At 49.5% G+C, this 21,296-nt stretch carries 15 protein-coding genes and 1 CRISPR repeat array (1 of these 16 cut by a window edge); of the genes, 8 read left to right on the top strand and 7 right to left on the bottom strand.

All coding sequences use genetic code 11. The annotated features are described in order from the left end of the window. Positions 1 to 2,049: direct repeats of the CRISPR family, unit length 29 nt; unit sequence GGAAATACCCCCGCGTATGCGGGGAAGAG; it reaches 786 nt to the left of the window's first position. Positions 2,050 to 2,069: 20 nt separating this feature from the next. The 4 genes from cas2e to NG665_RS08300 are packed head-to-tail and all read right to left on the bottom strand — an operon-like array spanning position 2,070 to position 6,665. Continuing rightward, positions 2,070 to 2,384 carry a type I-E CRISPR-associated endoribonuclease Cas2e gene (gene cas2e, locus NG665_RS08315; RefSeq protein ID WP_252673233.1) on the bottom strand — a complete coding sequence of 105 codons (315 nt, stop codon included), beginning with the start codon at positions 2,382 to 2,384 and terminating at the stop codon, positions 2,070 to 2,072. Further along, positions 2,381 to 3,334: a type I-E CRISPR-associated endonuclease Cas1e gene (gene cas1e, locus NG665_RS08310; RefSeq protein ID WP_252673232.1), complete on the bottom strand. Its 954-nt coding sequence runs from the start codon at positions 3,332 to 3,334 to the stop codon at positions 2,381 to 2,383. Before cas1e ends, cas2e begins: the two co-directional genes overlap by 4 nt. Beyond that, positions 3,331 to 5,970, bottom strand: coding sequence for a CRISPR-associated helicase Cas3' (cas3, locus tag NG665_RS08305; RefSeq protein WP_252673231.1), 2,640 nt, complete (start codon positions 5,968 to 5,970; stop codon positions 3,331 to 3,333). Before cas3 ends, cas1e begins: the two co-directional genes overlap by 4 nt. Further along, a complete protein-coding gene (locus NG665_RS08300; RefSeq protein ID WP_252673230.1) occupies positions 5,967 to 6,665 on the bottom strand; it encodes a type I-E CRISPR-associated protein Cas6/Cse3/CasE in 699 nt (232 codons plus the stop codon). The genes cas3 and NG665_RS08300 overlap by 4 nt, the downstream gene beginning before the upstream one ends. Positions 6,666 to 6,912: 247 nt before the next feature. On the opposite strand from NG665_RS08300, the gene NG665_RS08295 reads away from it, so the two are divergent. From NG665_RS08295 to cas5e, 4 genes are read left to right on the top strand one after another with little or no spacing between them, the layout of a single operon-like run. Further along, the gene (locus NG665_RS08295) at positions 6,913 to 8,544 is read left to right on the top strand and encodes a type I-E CRISPR-associated protein Cse1/CasA (RefSeq protein ID WP_252673229.1); all 1,632 of its coding nucleotides are present in this window, start codon (positions 6,913 to 6,915) and stop codon (positions 8,542 to 8,544) included. 19 nt (positions 8,545 to 8,563) lie between these two features. Next, complete coding sequence (casB, locus tag NG665_RS08290) at positions 8,564 to 9,172, top strand: type I-E CRISPR-associated protein Cse2/CasB (protein WP_252673228.1); 609 nt, start codon at positions 8,564 to 8,566, stop codon at positions 9,170 to 9,172. A 31-nt stretch (positions 9,173 to 9,203) separates the two neighbouring features. Beyond that, positions 9,204 to 10,259, top strand: coding sequence for a type I-E CRISPR-associated protein Cas7/Cse4/CasC (gene cas7e, locus NG665_RS08285; protein WP_252673227.1), 1,056 nt, complete (start codon positions 9,204 to 9,206; stop codon positions 10,257 to 10,259). Then, a complete protein-coding gene (gene cas5e / locus NG665_RS08280) occupies positions 10,256 to 10,993 on the top strand; it encodes a type I-E CRISPR-associated protein Cas5/CasD (protein ID WP_252673226.1) in 738 nt (245 codons plus the stop codon). The genes cas7e and cas5e overlap by 4 nt, the downstream gene beginning before the upstream one ends. A gap of 129 nt (positions 10,994 to 11,122) precedes the next feature. On the opposite strand, the gene NG665_RS08275 is transcribed toward cas5e, so the two are convergent. Then, positions 11,123 to 12,259: an ROK family transcriptional regulator gene (locus NG665_RS08275; RefSeq protein ID WP_252673225.1), complete on the bottom strand. Its 1,137-nt coding sequence runs from the start codon at positions 12,257 to 12,259 to the stop codon at positions 11,123 to 11,125. A gap of 394 nt (positions 12,260 to 12,653) precedes the next feature. Between NG665_RS08275 and gnpA the strand changes: the two genes are divergently transcribed. The 4 genes from gnpA to galE are packed head-to-tail and all read left to right on the top strand — an operon-like array spanning position 12,654 to position 18,455. Then, positions 12,654 to 14,816, top strand: a complete 2,163-nt coding sequence (gene gnpA / locus NG665_RS08270; protein WP_252673224.1) for a 1,3-beta-galactosyl-N-acetylhexosamine phosphorylase — start codon at positions 12,654 to 12,656, stop codon at positions 14,814 to 14,816. Continuing rightward, positions 14,813 to 15,907 carry a phosphotransferase enzyme family protein gene (locus NG665_RS08265; protein WP_252673223.1) on the top strand — a complete coding sequence of 365 codons (1,095 nt, stop codon included), beginning with the start codon at positions 14,813 to 14,815 and terminating at the stop codon, positions 15,905 to 15,907. Before gnpA ends, NG665_RS08265 begins: the two co-directional genes overlap by 4 nt. 1 nt (position 15,908) lies before the next feature. Next, positions 15,909 to 17,399, top strand: coding sequence for a galactose-1-phosphate uridylyltransferase (locus NG665_RS08260; protein ID WP_252673222.1), 1,491 nt, complete (start codon positions 15,909 to 15,911; stop codon positions 17,397 to 17,399). A 39-nt stretch (positions 17,400 to 17,438) separates the two neighbouring features. After that, entirely contained in the window at positions 17,439 to 18,455 is a 1,017-nt protein-coding gene (gene galE / locus NG665_RS08255) for a UDP-glucose 4-epimerase GalE (RefSeq protein WP_252674111.1), read from the top strand. 107 nt (positions 18,456 to 18,562) lie between these two features. On the opposite strand, the gene NG665_RS08250 is transcribed toward galE, so the two are convergent. Together NG665_RS08250 and NG665_RS08245 are read right to left on the bottom strand one after the other, a co-directional pair. Further along, a complete protein-coding gene (locus tag NG665_RS08250; protein WP_252673221.1) occupies positions 18,563 to 19,066 on the bottom strand; it encodes a carboxymuconolactone decarboxylase family protein in 504 nt (167 codons plus the stop codon). An 855-nt stretch (positions 19,067 to 19,921) separates the two neighbouring features. Further along, entirely contained in the window at positions 19,922 to 21,232 is a 1,311-nt protein-coding gene (locus NG665_RS08245; RefSeq protein ID WP_252672639.1) for an ISL3 family transposase, read from the bottom strand. Between the last annotated feature and the right edge of the window lie 64 nt (positions 21,233 to 21,296).

The following is a 21,296-nucleotide window of genomic DNA, read 5'->3' as shown; positions in this document are numbered from 1 at the left end:
AGCTAATGGAAATACCCCCGCGTATGCGGGGAAGAGCCGATGATGAAATACGTTACATCAAGCATGATGGAAATACCCCCGCGTATGCGGGGAAGAGATGGAGGGTCGAGTTATGATGCGCAGATGCGTGGAAATACCCCCGCGTATGCGGGGAAGAGCGTTTGAGGAATACGGCAGAAAATTCCTCACAGGAAATACCCCCGCGTATGCGGGGAAGAGAGTGTGAGGGTGAATTTACTGAGGCTATTTACGGAAATACCCCCGCGTATGCGGGGAAGAGGATCGTCGTAGCCACAATCGCGATTCTTATTCGGAAATACCCCCGCGTATGCGGGGAAGAGTTCAGAGGTTCCAGAGGGACTCCGGGATTAAGGGAAATACCCCCGCGTATGCGGGGAAGAGGTATTCAGCCTACCTAATGGGGCTTTTCCTTGGGAAATACCCCCGCGTATGCGGGGAAGAGGCTGGAGCCTTACCGTTATCCTCATCACCGCTGGAAATACCCCCGCGTATGCGGGGAAGAGCTGCTGGCTTCGGTGGTTCTACCGTTGATGCAGGAAATACCCCCGCGTATGCGGGGAAGAGTGCTGAGCCGTATTCTTTCCAGCCGATTACCTGGAAATACCCCCGCGTATGCGGGGAAGAGTATCCCACTCAACATTAGCTAATGTAACCTTTGGAAATACCCCCGCGTATGCGGGGAAGAGTTTAGGCACACCACCGGGGCCACGTTCACCAGGGAAATACCCCCGCGTATGCGGGGAAGAGCAGCCTACTAACGATACTGCAGAATCTCTCAGGGAAATACCCCCGCGTATGCGGGGAAGAGACGCAAACACCGCAAAAAGTCTAGGATTTGATGGAAATACCCCCGCGTATGCGGGGAAGAGGTCGATGGGGAAAAGAAGGAGCACCTCACGGAGGAAATACCCCCGCGTATGCGGGGAAGAGTGGCGGGCTTGGATTGGACACCTTTGGTGGACGGAAATACCCCCGCGTATGCGGGGAAGAGTTGGCTCGGGTCGCTACCTATCAATGATCTTGGGAAATACCCCCGCGTATGCGGGGAAGAGAGGAATCGGCGGATCAGCGCTCATGGAAACTCGGAAATACCCCCGCGTATGCGGGGAAGAGGAAATCCCCAACACAGCTGACGAGGCGCCAGTGGAAATACCCCCGCGTATGCGGGGAAGAGCAGGTGAATACTCCGAGCCATTCCGATGCACAGGAAATACCCCCGCGTATGCGGGGAAGAGGGGAATACTTCAGTGGAATAATTCCAATCCTTGGAAATACCCCCGCGTATGCGGGGAAGAGTTTTGTGTGTGCGCATTTTGTTGATTCTGACCGGAAATACCCCCGCGTATGCGGGGAAGAGTTGAGCTTACGTGGGACGGAAAACTCCACTATGGAAATACCCCCGCGTATGCGGGGAAGAGAGATTTATAAGGGTGATGATTTCCGGCAGGTTGGAAATACCCCCGCGTATGCGGGGAAGAGTTATCAACAAATTGGTAACAGACGAGATCCATGGAAATACCCCCGCGTATGCGGGGAAGAGCTCACCGCAATGTTAAACGGCAAGGAACCGATGGAAATACCCCCGCGTATGCGGGGAAGAGAATGATCCTATCACCCTTGGAGTAGGACAATGGGAAATACCCCCGCGTATGCGGGGAAGAGAACGCATGAGCGATGAGAGTGGCCAATGAGCCGGAAATACCCCCGCGTATGCGGGGAAGAGAGTCCGCTCATTTCTTCCAAACTCGGAATATCGGAAATACCCCCGCGTATGCGGGGAAGAGTGTTTGCCATCTTAAATTCAGATAGTGGATTAGGAAATACCCCCGCGTATGCGGGGAAGAGTGCCATTCGCAATACTGCTGAGCAAGCACAGCGGAAATACCCCCGCGTATGCGGGGAAGAGATTAGTGTAACAGTAGAGTAATTAATCATTCTGGAAATACCCCCGCGTATGCGGGGAAGAGAGGGTCAAACGTCGAGGGATTACCGAACGGCTGGAAATACCCCCGCGTATGCGGGGAAGAGACTAACGGAACCCTTTATTTTCAACGATTTCGAATTTTAGATTCTCCACGTCCGGGACGTAGGGATACGACAACGAGACCATCAAGGTCAATAATTTGTCGAGAATTTTTACCTGCGGTCAGCATAGAGAATCCTTGTTCGCGTTTAGGGTCGCTATAAATCATAGTAGAAGTACCATCTTCAAGTGTAGTGCTCACGCGTTCCCATAAACGATCGCATACGTTGCGTGAAATGTTTCCGATATAAATTCCACTATCTGCTTCGGTTAGAAAGCGGGTCACATAACCATGGAGGTGGTCAGGAACAGCGGTTAATGTCAGAACTGCAAACATCATTCATCTTCTTTTCCGTATTGGGTATGTCCTGCGACCTCGCCGTGGTCGTCAATTAATCGATCATCAGTGCGGTTGGGAAGATGGGGTTCTAAGATTTCCATGAGTGTGCCCAGCATATCTTCCATAATGTGTTGCCTATGAATCTCCTGGCGCAGGTCGCGTCTAATTTCACTGATTGGATCTTCGTCGTGCGCATGTTTAAAAACAAGAGGTAGGACAACTCGGGCTTTGTAGAGATCTGCGAGATCGAAGAGAAGAGCGCGAATATCCCCGCGATGGATGATTCCCAAAGCAGGATTTACACCTATAGCTGCGCATACCGTAGCTGCAACTCCGTACATAATAGAATTTGCTACATTCAGCCCAGTATTTACTGGATCAGTAGCAGCTGTATCTCTCTTGAAACCTTTAATCTTGGCTTTTTTGGCTAAATCCCGGTATGTTGTGCGCATGATGCGTCCTTCGATACCGCGCATGACTTTGATTGAAGCATCCCTGACCTGCCCAGCACCGAATTGCTTCGAATAGAGCTTAATGGCAGCAATTTTTTGCGCATCGGGGGAAGCTATCAAGCGTGCTTGAGCAATGGCCCATTTCGCGGAAGATGACAGTGGAGTTGCATGCGTGTAGGCATTAACGCCGCCACCTCCAGAAAAGACAACAGTACATCCCGACCGCGCACATGATGTTATTGCTGCATTAGAGATACTTGTTCCAGGTCCAAGGCACAACACTCCTAATCCGGCGACGGGTAGTTGGATTCGAGTTACGGTTGCTTCAGAGTCTGGGTTATCGTCGTCGTCAGTAGCGTCTTGAATGGCGACGACGCCGGTGCGATCTTGTCGTACTAGGCAATACTCTAAATACAGAAACGATATTCTGTCTTCAATTCGTACCTGATGATTTGCCGGTATTGTGCTAAAAGCAAGTGCCTCTTGTGAATAACTCATGGCTTTAGAGGTTGTACTGGACCAGTAAAACCGATTTGCGCATCGTAGAACTGATCGGCGTTAGGAACGAAGTAATAACCATTCAAAAGTGAACGGGATTCAGATAACGAGATCGCGTTAAGACGTTCGACAAAATCTTGCTCTGAATTACGGGGTAAAGAGAGAGGTATGGAGGCATGTAATGCCTCTCTAATGGCATCTTTATCCCGTGAAGATAAGGCTAGAAGTTCCTCTACTGTTTTGGGCCATGCACCTGGAATCGTAGATTCTGAGCCGCCTAGAATGAATCGAGCAGTAGATCCTTCATCGATAAGTCGTGTTGTTGATTCATCTGCCGGATTATTCGTGGTGAGTGCAACGAAATTCCCAACGATAGAGCGCTCTGTTAAGGCGTCTGTTATCCGGGCGCGGTTAGATTCTGCACGCATCCCCTTCAAAGCTCCTTTAGTTATAGCTTCCATATCAAAATCGGTGATTGCGTTCTCAAATTTAACGTGAGCAGAGTCGATAAACTCTTGTGCATCGTCTGGAATCACAAGTTGGGAGTGTTGATCAAGCCACTCATGGGTGTGTTTAATCTCCGCAGCCAAATATGGTAGATAAGGCCCGCTTTGGTCAGAGTCGAACCAGGTCACAGTGAGTTTTTTCTGGGTTTCCCCAGGGCAGCGAGACTCGCGAAGAGGATCATTTCGGCGCCACTGCCTGCCAGCACGCTGAACGAGTGACGGTGCCGGACAAATTTCGGTATTCAAAAAATCAAGATCGATATCGAGAGAAGCCTCGATCGCCTGCGTTCCTACAACGGTCACGTTCGTGCCAGTCCCATCTGGGCCAAGCAAATTAAGAAGTAACTGCGCATTTTGACGGCGATGTTCTGCAGTCATTCGTGAATGTAAAACTACGACGGTCTCGCCATTTTTAGCAATTTCTCGCGCAGTTTCTTGCGCTCGCGCTACAGTGTTACAAATAATTCCCAGGCGTGCTTGTGGAAACTTCGCACGTACTTCTTCGTGCCAAAGTACGTGGGAGTCAACGAGGGAATCATATTCTGTTTGGCGCAGGTCAATTGCCATAGTTGCAGTGAGAGACTCAACTGGAATTGAGGCAGTTTGGGTTTCGGTAACGACGTCGATCGATGGGAAAACTGGTGGTTCAAGTTCTTTTTCTGCCTGAGAATATGCGGAAATCAGTTGCTGACGCTGTTCACTAGGCATCGTGGCAGTTAAGAATGTTACTCGAGTCCGAGTCTTTGCTAACCATGGCAGCAACTCTTCTAATAACTTGGTTTGGTAAACATCAAGGGTATGAACTTCGTCGATAACAATATGTGCATTAGCTAGCGCTAGAAGTCTGAAATGTATCCACTTCCCAGGTAATGCAGAAGCCAATGCTTGATCGATTGTTCCTACACAAACAGGAGCGAAAAGTCGGGCGGCACCGGCACGAACAAATGATGACGGATATAGTCCACTGGGTTGATCGGTCTGGTTTTCACGTGAAACGTATTGTGCTTCGTCGTCGTACATTGAAAGTGGTTGTTGGTAAAAATCTTCCACCGAAGCTAAGCCGTGGGCCAATGCCGCTACATTGCTTGTGTCTCGATAAGCGTGCTGAACTCGACGCATAATAGCGTTAGATGTGGCCTGCGTGGGTAGCAAGAAAATGAGACGTTCTGGGCGGGTAGAATGGCGCAACAATGCGGCTTCAGTTTTACCGCTACCAGTAGTAGCCATCAATGACCACAACCCTTCTCGGGCATTGAGAGCTTCTTGCTGAATCGGGCGCGGGTCATAATCGCCTAAAATTGCATGCTTAGCCGCCTCTTCGTCCTTCCAAGGGGAATATACACCCACTGTGGCACGAACCCGTGATACAGCTTCTTTTTCGCGTTCAATTATCCAACGTGCTGGATCTTCAAGTATGTCCGGGGAATTGGCAAGCAAAGCAAATCCGCCGTCAACGAATGGTTCTCCAGAAGCGATCCGATCAGCCAAAACAATCAGTCCGGAAAGAAGCAACGTCAAAGTTGAATCTAGCTGTTCTGGAATATCTTCACGATCGAGGTGGCAGGCTGCCCGTACGGCGTCCGTTAAGTCGTTCTGGGCAGCAGTCCAGCCGCCATATTCTAGGTCTTGGAGGAGAGCTCTCGAGTCAGAAGCCTTACTTATGGCACAGAATCTTCCGTGATGCCCGCCAAGAGCTAAATGCAACCATGTTCTTTTGGCAGATTGGCGTGGAGAAGGCAGTATAGATTGGCTTGCGTAGGCAGAAAGTCGCTCATGGCGCCGTGCTTCTTCTTTTGTTCGATCTAAGGCAATCGATGAGCCCACAAGACTCCTATAGTTGCCGGAATCTTTTATTTTTCTTCGGATATCTTCCCAGTGTTGTGCCTTATCCGCAGGCCGTTGTTGGAATAGTGGACTAGCTTTACCGACGTCATGAAGTCCCGCAATGCATTGGACGATGGATTTAGCCTTATTTCCAAGATTTTCGTGGAATAGTTGACGTAATCCATCACGGAGCCAGAGGTCATAGAGAACACCAGCAATCGTTGTGGTGTCAAGTAAATGAGCAAGTAATGGATATGTTTTATCAAATCCGTCTTGTTTTGCCCACAGTTCCGTTCGAGTGTTCATGCTAAAGCCTGTATTGTCAGTAATCCACATCCGTAGGCCTTGGCTCGACCGACGCCATGAAGAATGAGATTGTTGAGTTCACTCCCGTCTACAACGGTTGCTATCGCGTCTACAGTATCGACTTGGATTGTCATAGAACTCGTAGACTTCCCGTTTCGGTCAATGCCTAAGAGTTCACGCTGATGGTTGGTTATTGTTACGTCACCGAGGGCTAGTTTGAGCTTGTTATTTAGCCATGGCGTCATTGTTTCGTGATTATATGCATCTTCGGTAGTTTTTGGAGAAAAATCGAACGGAATTGGAGTGGTTATAACGTGGGAACCTTGGGACGCGACATTGGTAGGAATTGTTCTTCGGCGAATCGCATTAACTGCTAGTCGAAAACTAACTGGAGTTCCAGTTGGCAACAGCTCCATTTTTCGCTCTACAGTTTGCGTTCCGAACGGGGCATGCACTGGCGGGATCTTCGATTGGATTAAGAAGAAAGGTGCCTGGCCAGCTAGAAAGTCAGCGCGGAACAGTATAGCAGCATCTTCTCGAGGCTTATCAGAATCAACAGTATCGAAGATCGCCATAACTGCTCGGTGGCGGAATTGTGGGTCAGTTTCATCCCAGCCGTTTCGTGGTTTGTTAGCGGCTTTCTGACTGAGTGCAAGATGAATAGGATATTTTGTCAGATAGAGTGACTCGACCATGTCCGCCCCTTCAGCGTAGATGCTATTATTATTCAGTTCCCCATAGTTATGGGGGTATTTCCATTGTTTTACAAGTTAGTTTCCCCGCATTTGCGGGGGTAGATTGCTCTGGTCTCTGGAGGAATTTCCCTCTATCTCAAAAGTACATTGCTTTTTTATTAAAATCAACATTGTTTTACAAGTTGAAAAAATTATATTCAGGTACTACGCTTTATGTTACACCAATCACTATGAGGGGCAGAGGAAGATGGATATCAATGCATTAACCGATATTAATTGGGTCTCCACAACACAAGGTGACGTTTCTGTTCGTGAAGCACTATTACGGGCCCATGAACCGGATTTTATGTTGAATCTGCAAAAGCCAGCATTTGACGTCTCGGCAACGTTTAGATTTTTACTATCAGTTGTTGCGGTTGCACTTCGTTATGAAGAGGATTTTGAATGGGATAATGCAACAGACATGGTCGCCTTGTCTACTAAGGGTTTCAGCGGTCGTGCTGTAGACCATGCTTTGGATGTACTATCGCCTAGCACTAATATTTTTGATTCGGTCCATCCTTTTATGCAACGGCCTGTTTTGCCTCCCAAATCAGATAAAGACACTTCGCGTAAAATAGGACCTGGGGATCAAGAAGTCAAGAAACTTTCACCTGCTATGCCCTCGGACCGAGGAGAAGATTATTGGAACCTTATCGTCAGTTTCCCAACGGAGCTCTCTTTATCTGATGCAGTTATGAAATTAGTGACCTACCACTACTACTCTATGGCAGGCAACAATAAATATGATGGCGATAAAACTCGGATGGGTGCGCCAGGAATTCGATTCTTAGGCAAAGGAAATGCGGCTACTGAATTTATTTGGAGAGTCGACGGAGAGAGTTTCCTGTATTCACTCCTTGCGTCATTGCCGAAGAAATGGGTTGAAGGACAAGGACTTCCGGCATGGGCAGACCGAGAAATGAGTTTATCGAAGCTGCCAAACGAACTGCTTCATCCGTTGTGGATGGGGACGTGGAGCTCCAATACTGCAGCTTGTTATTGGAACGAAGAAAATGGCCAATATCTTTTGGCTGGAGTTCGTGTTGGAGGTGTTCCACCACAGTGGTTACCAATTAGTTATGTCGGTAAAGACTCTGAAAAAGCGTTAAAAGAGTGGTGGGATATTCGAAATGAGAATGACCCAATGTACCTCTATATGGGAGATTCAAAATTGGGTGATGGTGCCAAGAAAGCTCAACGAATCGACTTTGGTCGAGATGGAACTGATTTGGCAATCGAGTGGGCTGCCGAAGATAAACTTGCTGCTTTATTGAATTCCGGTAATGCTAATGTGCTCCCAAGCGATGCTGAAGATCGTATGCCTATTTTCTTTAGGCACCAGATTGAAGGAACTGCATCGTCACCCAGTGTAAGAGCCTCCGAGGTCTTTTTCGCCGATCCTGACGTTTGGGGTTTCGGGTTAAGGCCTCAACAGCGAAACGAAGTTCGATGGAAAGCGCAGTTAATTCGTACTATCCATCGTAGTGTTACAGGAGTGTTCCGCCGTCGAAATGCCTCAGATTCGAAACGTGAAGCTAGTGGCTACCCGGCACTTGCATTAGATGCCCTAGAAAACTCAAAGGCAGATGCTTCAGCTGAGTTTTGGCGCCAAATAACTCCAGTTTACGAAACATATATGAGTGAGCTTCGAGCTGGCACTCTAGCCAGTGAGGAACTAGCAGAAGGAATGTATCGTGCGGCAATGCAAACGTTTGATCGAGTAACAGATCCATTTATTGGTCAACATTCGCAACAAATTTATGCAGTGCGTGCAAGTCTTTCGCGTATCATTCGTAAAATCATTCGCGATCACTACAGCACAACCGAGGAAAATTAGAAAGAATAGGAGGGGTAACGTGGTTAATAATGTAGACGATAAGGCAAAATACGCGTTGATCTATCAAATTCTAGATCGACGAACAAAAGATACTTTTAGGCAACAACGAGCCAACATTCGGCGTGGAGCTGATCCGTTTACTGAACATTACGCATATCCATACATATACCCTGCGTTAGGGCCCGATGTGCGACCAGAAGTTCGCACAACAGCAGTGCGAGTGGCTGCTCTTATTGCTGAATTTATTGATATTCCACAGTCTCAAGAAACTGAGGAACGAAAATTCAAATCATTTGGTACTTGGTGTAGTGAATTGACGGTAGCGTGGGCTAGACAAAAGAAACAAGACCAACAGGTTTCTTTCGACCCTAGAAAACCAGATGAGATTGCTCGACGTTTATCCTACATTCACACCCAAGATTTTGAAGAAGCATTTCGGTCTATCTGGCGATTAATGCAAATGGCAAACTCATTAACGAATCCTCCAGCATGCGATTATTTCTCAATTTATCGATTACTTACCCGATGGGGAAATGGCGTAAGCGAGGAGTCCCGTGCGTTAAGAATGCAAATTTTAAAAGACTATTACGGCAGTATCGGCCAAACTGCTGATACTTCTGAGAACTAATTACCATCCATAAAGCAACTTAAGGAAAATCATGGCAAAGAATCTAACACTACACATAATTTCTAACGTCCCATATTCGAACCTTAATCGCGACGATTCCGGAACTCCGAAACGTCTTATGCTGGGTGGTGCATTGCGCGCGATGCACTCATCTCAGAGCATTAAGCGTGGTATCCGCGGAAAATATGAAGAAGCTAGCCTAGATCTCTCAGTGCGTTCTGGAAAACTTGTTGACGAAGTGCTCGATATCGCCACTAAATTGAATCCAGAGATTGAAAAAGAATCATTGCGCAAGCCCGCAGCGAAACGTATCGGTGAGCTAACCAAAAGCGAAGCAGCAGAGAAAGAATCAGATCGTTCCGCGTGGCTCTCGGTAGAAGAATTAACAACCTTAGCGCAGAGCCTAATCGATGGTGAAGAAAACAATGAATATATTGCCGATGGTAAGACGGGATCATTAGCGATTGCTGCTTTTGGTCGTATGTTCGCTAATGCGCCAGAAAAAAATACTGAAGCAGCGATATCTGTTTCGCCTGGAGTTACTACTCACGCGGCGACTATTGAGTCAGATTATTTCTCCACGGGTGATGATGTGCGTGAGCGCAATCGTGAATCTGGTGCCACCTATTTGGGAGTGTCTCGGTATGTTAACGGCACGTTTTATCGAACGATTTCGATCGACAAAGATCAGCTTAAAGCAGTTTGGACCGCATTTGAACTCCCAGAAACGCGAGATAACTTACGGGAGTTCATTCGAGCCGCGATTTACGGTATGCCACGCGGTAAGGAAAACTCTACTGCACCTTACACAATGCCGAGCCTTGTGTTAGCTGAAGAACAGCGTTACCGCACCGCATATAGCTTTGAAAAGCCTGTATTGGTCGGTCCGGATGGTGGTTACGAAGCTGAAACAATAAAAGAACTCGCAGCACAATATCAACGAGCACGCTCATTCGATCCACATAATTTCGGTCCAGTTGAAGTTCTGTCCGGCACTGCTGAATTTTCCGATGAGCTTTTTGCAGGTGTGGAACGCGACAGTCTTGACGGCATGATTGATCGTATTGTGGATTGGATTTTGCAATGATCGAATCGTTGTACATCCGACTCAGTGCTCCGATACAGTCGTGGGCTGGACCAGCGGTGAGTGGTAACATCGTTCGTACCGAGTCATGGCCCACTCGTTCGGGTCTTCTTGGGCTACTTGCAGGCGCCTTGGGAGCTGAGCGTGGAAAATGGCCAGATTGGTTAAACGACGTCGAATTTGTTGTTCGTCAAGATCGTCGCCCGAACATCGTTGATGATTTCCATACGATTAATCCAAGGACGGAATCGATACTTTTTCGGCGTAGACATCTGATAGTTCAAGGAGCTTCTGCCGGCAAAGCCAAAGGCAAGGCGCTCGTTTTCACACCCGATGCACAAGGTGGAACCTCAGTAGTCAACAGGACGTATCTGGCAGATGGTGAATTCCTCGTCCGTATCACCTCTGACCATATCGACGAGCTCGAAAATGCGCTGGCTTCACCTGGTTTTGCAACCTATCTAGGACGTAAAGCGTTCGCTCCAGACTTCCCATTCTATTTGGGACGTGGATCAGCTGATCTCATCGAGAAAATCCCTGTTTTTCTCAACGAAAGCAGCAAACGACTCGATGAAGATGATGCGCAAAAATCTAAGCCGCTCGCCATGGTAATATACGGAAAATTCCATCCGGAGAAAGGTCGCAGACAACAACAGTTGATTCCAGTAGTTAAATCACGATCAACTCAGTTTGATTTTATTTCGGAGAACTTAGATATCCGCAGAATTCCTGAGTAACTCATGTGGATAATTAACACCTCCAGTTTTTATAAAAACTGGAGGTGTTAATTATCCACAACTATCGGATGCTTTAGCTAGCTTAGGAAACCACCCACCCACATCATCCACCCACATCATCCATTTCCGTCACGCCTGTGCATCGACGAGCAGCCGGTGGGCAGCGCGAGCAGCGCCAATTAGCGCAGAGTTATTGTTGTAGAAAGACGGTTCGATGCTCAAGGTGGTGGTGGAGCTGGAGCTGGCGGTGGCAAACAGTGAGGCGCGCAGAGAGCTCATAAAAGCACCGATTTCAGAAAGCGCCCCGCCAACAATAACGGCTTCGGGGTTCATGAAGTTCACCAGCGGGGTTAGTGCCCGCCCAACGAGTTCGCCCGAGCGGCGAATCATCGGCACTATTTCTGGCATTTGTGACAAGCTAGCATCAATAATATCTTGCATACTATTCAAAACGATCCCGGCCGCGAGTGCTTTTTCTCGAATCGCGCTGCCAGAAGCCTCTTTTTCCAAACATCCCCTGCGGCCACAGCCGCAGACGATCGTCGATCCGGAGGCCACCTGGGCATGCCCCAAGTCTCCAGCCATTCCGCCTGCTCCGGCAAACACTTCCCCGTTGACCACTAACGCCCCACCGATACCAGATCCGGCCTTGACGTATATAAATGTTTGCGGGCAGTTCGCATCGCGCCGCACTTCGCCAAGCGCGGCTGCGCGCGCATCGTTTTCGATCCATGCCGGCCTGCCGGTGCGCCGAAAGATCAGTTCCGCTAAGTCGGTGTTGTGCCAGCCGAGCATTCGCGCCGGCATAACAATGCGTTGGGTAGCGGAATTGACCGGGGCTGATACCGATAATCCGTATGCGCAGATAGAGGCACCGGGATAGAGTTCGTCGCGCAACTGCCCCCAGAGCTTTACGAGACGATCGATTGTTTCTTCGGGTTCGGTGAGTTGCGGTAGATGGATTTCGCGCGCTGGCATCGTTGGTTCGACGGAGTTCGTCACAGCATATCGAATATGTCTAGTTCCGAGTTCGGCGACGGCGACGACGTCGGGTACCGCAGACGATTCAAGAATTTTTGCTGGACGTCCACCAGTTGATTGCTGGGAGTTGATCTCGGAGATCAGCCCTTGGGCTAGAAGGTCGCGCACGATATTCGACGCGGTAGACGCCGAGACGCCCAGTTCGCGAACCAAGTCAGACCGGTGTGCTACGGCTCCAGATTTAATCAGTTGATAAGCCGAAGTTGAGTATTTCTCACGTGCCACGCTTAGCCTCAGTTCGTAAGTTTGTTGGGATATCGCCGTCGTCATTCCAACGCTGGCAACACCTCGTCGTATGGCCAATATGGTATAGATAAAAATAACTTTTGTTAAGTTGTAAAAAGAAAATGCAACGTGCGAATAAAGTGTGTCGTTTGGGTCTCAAATGTGTTACGATTTTCGCGGTTGAATGTCGATTGAACCGATTCTCCTGAGCAACGGTCGAAACCACAAAATGGTCGAAACCGCGTGAATCATGAACACGTACCAGTCAGTCCTCAAGGGGGAGGGATAATGAAGATACTTCCGTATACTTCTAACGTCGCAACCACAAACAGCTGCAAAAAATGACTTCGCATCAACCTAAAAACAGAACCTATATACGAGCACTGGAGAAAAAATGAGCGTTGGTCGCTTTACGATGCCTACTGAAGAAAACTTCGTGGAACAGTCACACGAACTTGCCCAAAAATGGGGCGCGGACGCAATCCGTAATTCAGACGGCACCCACCTTGATGAAGACGTCATCAAGATGGGCAAACGTATCTATTCGGCATACTTCCCAACCCGTGGTCACAACTATTTCATCAAAGACCACATGGATTGTGTCCCGATGGTATACCTCATGTCCGAGCGGACCCGCGCCACAAGCAGCACAGTCGACGTGCCGCTGATGCACACCTACTTTGCTGAGCAACTCACCATCAACCGCGATGCTAGCCCACAGAGATTCTGGGAAGTTATCGATCGCACCTCCGGTGAGATTATCCCAACCGAGCAGTGGTCACTTGACGCCGAAGCCGACGTCGTTCACATTGACCAGGCACAGCCGATGCACGAATACACCGTGACCTTCTTGGCCTACGTCATTTGGGATCCAGTGCAGATGTATAACCACATCACCAACGATTGGGGCGATAAGGAACACGAAATCGCCTTCGATCCGCGCCACCCCGAAATCCAAGAGTTCATGCTCAACACGCTCGATCAGTGGCTAGTGGATAACCCACACGTCGACGTCGTTCGATTCACCACCTTCTTCTACCAGTTCACGCTGATCTTCAACAACGAACGCAAAGAAAAGATCGTGGACTGGACTGGTTTCGCCGTCACCGTCTCCCCGCGGGCACTTGACGAGTTCGAAAAAGAATACGGATATCGGATGCGCCCAGAACATTTCGTCGACGGCGGTTCCTACGGTTCTTCCTTCGTCTACCCCAGCAAGGAACAGCGCGACTGGCTCGATTTCACCGCCAATTTCGTCCACTCATTAATGAAGCAAATGGTTGAGCGAGTCCAAGCCGCTGGCAAAGAAGCCATGATGTTCCTTGGCGATCAGTGGATCGGCACCGAACCTTACTCGGACACATTCCCGGCAGTAGGAATGGATGCGATCGTTGGCTCGGTTGGCGATGGCACCACCACCCGCATGATCGCCGACATCAAAGGCGTAAAGTATCATGAGGGTCGCTTCTTGCCTTACTTCTTCCCAGATTCTTTCTATGAAGGTGCTGATCCTTCGATCGAAGCTTGGGATAACTGGCGTAAGGCACGCCGCGCAATCCTTCGTTCCCCACTAGAGCGTATGGGATACGGCGGATACCTCTCCTTGGCATACCAGTTCCCGAAATTCGTCGACGACGTCGCCACAATTTCCAACGAATTCCGCGACATTTACGAAAAGTCCGGTGGTCAAGGCGCACAAACCCAGCTCACTGTTGCACTGCTTGACGCTTGGGGTGCGCGCCGCTCATGGCAAGAATTTACCGTGGCCCACGCGCTACCGAACAAGTACAACCGCTCGTTCTACGGAATCCTCGAAGCACTATCGGGCATGCGCGTCAATGTACGATTCTTGAGCTTTGATGACATCCTCACCAACGGTATCGACCCAGACATCGACGTCATTATCAACGCCGGACCACAAGGAACCTCATATTCCGGCGCACAAGCATGGAAGAACCCCGAACTTGTAGCCCTCATTCGTTCTTGGGTCAGCGGTGGTAAAGGCTTCGTTGGTATCGGCCAGCCGAGCGCTATCGAACACGGTGGCCGTCACTTCCAGCTCGCCGATATTCTCGGCGTCGATCAAGAAATCTACCACAGCCTCAACGTAGACAAATACTGGCCAGAAATCACGCAAGAACACTTCGTCATCGACGATATTCCACGTCAAGCACTCGATTTCGGTGAAGCGATTATGAACACCTTCCCGATCTCGGAAAACACCACAGTAATTTCTGGTCTTGACGGACAAGTCCAGCTCGCAGTCAATTCCTACGATGCTGGGCGCGGTGTTTACCTCTCCGGCCTGCCATACTCTGCACTCAATGCACGGTTGCTTGAACGCATCTTGTTCTATGCTGCCCAAAAAGAAGACCAGTACGTGACGTGGAGTTCATCGAACCCCGAGTGCGAAGTTGCCTACTTTGCCCACAACAACATGTATGCCGTGACGAACAACTCCGAAAACCCACAGCAAACCGTTGTTACGTTGCCTGACGGAACGACCGATTCGTTCGATCTCGCACCATCAGCAATCGAATGGAAGTCACTGTCATGAGTGAAGTATTAGATATTGCAACCCAGTTCGCTATCTCAGGTGAGCTAGAATCTAGCATTCCGTGGGGTGATGGGCACATCAACCGCACCTATCGGGTCAAGACCACGAGCGGCGACTACATCTTGCAACACATCAACACCACAATCTTCAAAGACGTAGCGAGCTTGATGAACAACATCAAGCTCGTCACCGAGCACCTTGCCCGTAAAGGTAAGGAAACCTTGGAGATCATTCCCACTCGCGATGGCAAACTCTACTACGAGCACGCAGATGAATTCTTCCGGATGTATCGCTACATCGATAATTCACTGTCTTACTCCTTAGCTACCTCATCGCAGATGGTGCGATCAGTAGCGCGCACATTCGGCCAGTTCCAAAACGACCTAGCCGACTTCGATGCCACACTCCTAGCCGAAACCATTCCGTTTTTCCATCACACGCCAACACGCTACCAAAACCTGCTGGCAGCAGTGGAAAAGGATGCGGCCGGGCGCGTAGCTGACGTCGAGGCAGAAATCGCGTTCTTTACCGAGCGCGCCGAACAATACTCACACGTCACCGACCTCTTGGCTACTGGCGAGATCCCGTCGCGCGTAACGCACAACGACACCAAGATCAACAACATCTTGCTCGACGCAGACTCCGGCGCAGCCCGAGCCGTGATCGATCTCGATACCGTGATGCCCGGATCGCTACTCTACGACTTCGGAGACGCGCTACGAACCGGAGCCGCCCTGGCTGACGAAGACGAAAAAGACACCGCGAAAGTCGGCTTCGGGCTCGAACTCTACACCGCATACTGTCAAGGATTTATCCCGGTATTGCGCGAAACCCTCACCCCAGCCGAACTCGACCTGTTAGCGTTTTCGGTAAAGCTGATGACCGCCGAATGCGGTATGCGTTTCTTAACCGACTATATCGATGGCGATATTTACTTTGCGACCGCCTACAGCGAACATAATCTCGTGCGTGCCCGCAACCAAATCGCTCTCGTTGCCGATATTGAACGCAAATATGACCAGATGCGTAAGATCGCCACCGACGTCTACAACGGCAACGACGGCGATCACAACGGACACGAGGAGAAGTAACATGAGCGACGATAAGCTCACCGATTTCTATTCTGCAGTCGATGCTCTCATCGACTACGCTCACACTCATCTCAAACTCGACCCCACCGATAGTGACTGGGCACGCAACCAGATCTTCGCGCTTTTCGGATTGAACTCATATCGCCCAACCGGCGCAACCGGCAGTGACCATGAGCGCCCCGATGCGATCCTCGAACAGTTACGCGAAACCGGAATAGCTGCCGGGTTGTTCGACGAGAGCCAAGCTGAGTCCCTATGCGACCAAATGATGGGGATCGTGAGCTTATCGCCCTCGGCGATGAAACGCGTCTTTCTCACCGACGTCGAAACCCACGGTGGCTCCCAAGCCATGGCGAACCTCTACGATTATTCGATCAAGAACAACTATGTTCGCCGCTCGGTACTCGATCAAAATCCACGCTTTGAAACCAACGGTCTGATTATTACCATTAACAAAGCCAAGCCGGAGTTTAAGAGCGCAGCTAAAGCCCAAGCAGGAAACTCAGTAGCAGGCGGCTACCCCAAGTGCTCAATCTGCCACGAAAATGAAGGCTTTGCTGGCCGAACCAAATTCACGTTGCGTACCGTGCCATTAACCCTTGATGGGCAGTCGTGGTTCTGGCAATTCTCCCCATACGGCTACCTCTACGAGCATGGCATTGCAGTAAATTACGAGCATACGCCTATGCACGTCGATCGCGGAACTTTCCGCCGATTAATGGATTTCGTAGACCAGTTCCCGGATCTGTTTATCGGCTCCAACGCGGCACTGCCACGTATTGGAGGATCAGTATTAGGTCACGATCACTATCAGGCCGGTGGCGAAAAGCTCCCAATGCATGTTGCTGGGAGCTGGAAGACCTTCATCGCTGCTGACTTCCCGCAAGCACGAATCGAGATCCTAGACTGGCACAACACTGCAGTGCGCGTCGTATCAACGGATCGTGAAGCGATTGAAGAGCTCTCCGCACGCATCCACGAAGCCTGGATCAACTACCATAACGAAGAACTCGGCATTATTCCGCGCGATGGTGACGATGTATTTTCTGCCGTATCGCCAACAGTTTTACTCACTGAACGCGGATATGAAATGTCGATCATTCTCCGATCGAATATCACCAGCGAAGAGTACCCTGAAGGAGTCTTCCACGCCCACCCAGAGTTCTTTGCCATCAAGCAAGAATCGATCGGACTGATTGAAGCTCAAGGTCTGTTTATTTTGCCTGGCCGCCTGGACACTCAGCTCGACCAGCTAGCTCAACTCCTACAAGAAGACCGCGAACTGCCCGAAGAACTCAGCGAATTTGCTGGTGTTTTCGCAGAATTGCGCGAGCTGATTGGAGATAGTCGTGATGCGGATGTTATCGCACAAGCGATTCGGGACGAGCTTGGAAGCGTCTGCCAGCGTATCCTAGAAAATACCGCAGTGTTTAAGGACCACCGAATCACTCAAGGCTTCCTTGAAGGCCTCGGATTCACCCCCGAAAACTAAACGGAACCTTTGAACAATCAACTAAGACAGGTGAATGAAATGACAACAGTTCTTGTTGCCGGTGGCGCTGGATATATCGGTACCCACACCACCGTGGCACTCGTGGAAAAAGGCTTCGACGTCGTGTGCGTCGATAACTATTCCAACTCATCCCCGCAAGCTCTCCAACGCGTCGAACAGATCATCGGCAAACCAGTACGCGCCTATGAAGGCGACCTGCGCGACGAAGAACTCCTCGATCAGATTTTCACCGAGAACACGATCGACTGGGTTATTCACTTCGCGGGAATGAAGGCAGTGGGTGAGTCCGTTGAAAAGCCACTCGAATACTATGACAACAACGTCGGTGGCGCACTGGTCTTGCTACGTTCGATGCGCCGCCACGGAGTGAAGAAGATTATCTTCTCATCTTCGGCAACCGTCTATGGCGATCCGCAAACCCTGCCGATCACCGAAGAAACTCCGGCTGCTCAAGCAACTAACCCATATGGTTGGACGAAGGTATTTGAAGAGCAGATTTTGACCGATCTGCATCGCGCTGATCCAGAATGGACAGTCGTCTTGCTACGGTACTTCAACCCAGTAGGTGCACACGAATCCGGGTTGATCGGTGAAGATCCTAAGGGTATTCCAGCAAATCTGACCCCATATGTTGCCAAAGTTGCGATCGGAGAACTCGAAAAGGTCAATGTGTTTGGCGATGATTACGATACTGCCGACGGTACCGGTGTGCGCGACTATATCCACGTCATGGATCTAGCCCAAGGTCACGTTGCTGCCGCGTCGAATATCGAACAGGCCGGTGTTTATGTATACAACTTGGGAACTGGTCACGGCTACTCCGTACTCGAAGTTATCAAGGCATACGAGAAGGCAGTGGGCAAAGAGATTCCGTACGTTATCCAGCCGCGTCGTGACGGCGACGTTGCGTCCTCATACGCCGATGCGTCCAAGGCTCGCCAGGACCTGCAGTGGGAAGCCCAGTACACCATGGATGATATGGCAGCTACCTCGATGAACTGGCAGCAAAAGAATCCACACGGATACCAGAAGTAAGCCGTGTTGAATTCGTAAACATTTTCAATACCTATAAAGGTTGAGGGCCACGCGCTGCGTGGCCCTCAACCTTTATGACGATCCTAGAGTGGTTGTGCACCAAAGGGTTAGTTGCGTGGCCGCTTGCGAACCGGATGTTGGGAAACGACGGAAACTCGGTTAAAGGCATTGATTGCGATGATTCCCCATTCCAAGGCAACTAGCTGTTCTTTGGTGAAGAACTCCCGAGCACGGCTAAGCAGATCTTCGTAGGAGGCATCTTCGGGCAGGCGAGTAATAACTTCGGCCATCTCGATCACCATCTTTTCCGCATCGGAATAAACCTTCTTCGCGTGCCGCCACGATGGTAGTAGATCGATTTGTTGTTGAGTAACGCCAACGCTTAATGCACGCGGTACGTGTACGGAGAGACATGTGCTGCAACCGTTAAGCTGTGAGGCGCGAACATAAGCCAACTCGACAAAATTGCGGTCGAGTTCCACCTCGTCAAATGCCGAGCCCAATGCAACTGCAACACCTTCCATGGCGTTATAAACCGAAGGCATTTCAACGTCGATGTAGGGTGGCTTGAAACGTGGGTTCTCGTTGGCTGAGGATGAAACGTCAGTCATATTTACTCCTTATAAGTCACGCGCGATGCCAGAAGAGCACCCGCACATTAATTTAAGTATAAACATCCCAGCCGATTAGAACCTACCTGCCAAGCTCTCGGCAAAATAATGGCTAACGAATCAGCCTAACCCGTTTTGAGTGCCACCGGCTCAGTGAAACTTGGCTGTTACTGCTAATTGTTTAGTGAAACCTGGCTGGTACTGCCACCGGCTCGGCGGAATCGGGTTCTGGTTGTTGCCTGGTCCAGTGAAACTTGGCTGTTACTGTCACTCAACCCGCATAAATCCAATTTCACGGCTACGTAAAACCCTAACGTGTGTCAAAACCGGGGTATATGGGGCGATGTCCTCGTATATGAGGACATCGCCCCATATACCCCGGTTTCGGAACAGGCGCACCGCTCACCCCAACCCGATAAGCGGACAATTAGGACTAAATTCTGCTCATATTGCTTGGAAGTGGTTGAGTAGGGGATCGGAGTGGGCTGGCTGTCCCTGCGATACTGCTGTTTATAGGTAAGTGGGCCATTTAGGAGGGATCGGAGTGGGCTAGTTGTCCCTGCGATGCTGCTGTTTATAGGTAAGTGGGTCGTTTAGGGGCTCTTCGCGTTTTAGCGGGGTGAAACGTTGTTACTCGGTGGGTTTACTGGCCTAGTATCAGGTGCTGGTGTAGTGATTTTAAAGTTAGCAGCTGTGTTTTCGTTGGCGTTAATGTGGTGGTGATGAGATTTTTAGTGGCCCGGAATAACTATATAAAAGTAAGCAACATACATTGTCTTTGTTAACCCGTTGGTGTTAGTGCGAGCAACACTCGATGATAGAAAATGCCTTGTGATCTTCTCACTGGTAAACAGGTTACACGAAGATATTATGCAGCAGTCTCCAGTTAGGTTTACCGGCATACAGTAATGCACGAATGCGATAGTTGTTGAAATTCGTGAACCCAAATCCGATACGTTTAATACGTTTGATGAGATTGTTTAACGCCTCGGTGATGGAATTAGAAAGATGCGTTTGATGATACGCCAAGATTTGAAGCTGCCATCGTTGTAGCGTGCGTCCTAGCTGCTGAATTTCTGGGGGCATAGCCACATCCAGGCATGTTTGTATCAATTCTGCAAGCATGGTGGTCGCAACACCAAGATCTGTTTGCTGATAAAACTCTCGTAAGCGTTCTTTTATCCGATACGCAATCGCTACTTCAGCGTGAGGATCTCCTAACACAAGCATGCTTTCTAGACGCTGGACCATTGCTGGCAGTAGTTTTTCACTACCATATGTCAGTAAACGCCGAATCTTGTATAAAGGATCTTTTTTATGCCCACGGTGTCCCAAGGTCTGATTTTGTACGCGTCTACGTACAGTATCTAACACACGATTGGCTAACGTAATCACATGGAAATGATCAGCTATTTGAGTTGCCTGGGGTAATACCACGTTATACACAGCACGGTATGTTGGGCTCATGTCTAAAGTGGCATAGCGGATTCGTGCTTTCCAAGCGTTGGGCTGGTCTTTTAAATAGCGGGCTACGTCTATGTAGTTACAGCTTGGGATAATATCAATGATTTGATGATGCTCGACGTCACATACCGTAGTGACATAACTTGTGCGGTGTCCTTGTATGCGAACGAAACTTGTTTCATCAAGCCCGATTGCGTGAGTCTTGTTTAAACGCTTACGGTCTGCTTGTAGTAACACTTGACCATACATAGTTACTGCATCATTGACTGTGTGCCAAGAACAACCAAGTTCAGCTGCGACTTCGCTAATTGTTCGTCCCATGCCTACTTGCTGGGTCGCCCATTTAGCTGCCCTGGTAGTCATCTGGCAACGTTGAGCAGCAATACGTTTATCTTGACTTGTCCATGAACCAACATCACATGCAACGTTTGGACAATACCAGCGGTGCTTACGCCATAACAAGCTCATAGACCGACCATAGACAGGTAAATCTATATACCGTACTCTTGGCCTTTCTTTAACGCGTGCAAGACTTTCACAACGTGGGCATGTTGGTCTCTTAAGGACTTGTTCAATTTCGATTTCCTGTTGAGAGCCATGACGGTGATACGCCAAGACGCGAATATCTTTCAAACTCACAAGCCGAGCAAGAATTACGGTAGGATCATAAGCGGTGAAGGTACGTTCAAGTTTTTGATTCACACTCTAAGCATGAACTACCTTCACCACTTCTGCATCTCCACACCCCGCTAAAACGCGAAGAGCC

The organism is Arcanobacterium pinnipediorum (assembly GCF_023973165.1).
In the GTDB taxonomy this organism is placed as follows: domain Bacteria; phylum Actinomycetota; class Actinomycetes; order Actinomycetales; family Actinomycetaceae; genus Arcanobacterium; species Arcanobacterium pinnipediorum.
The sequence above is the reverse complement of the archived record's forward strand: the minus strand, read 5'-3'. Positions and strand labels throughout refer to the sequence as shown.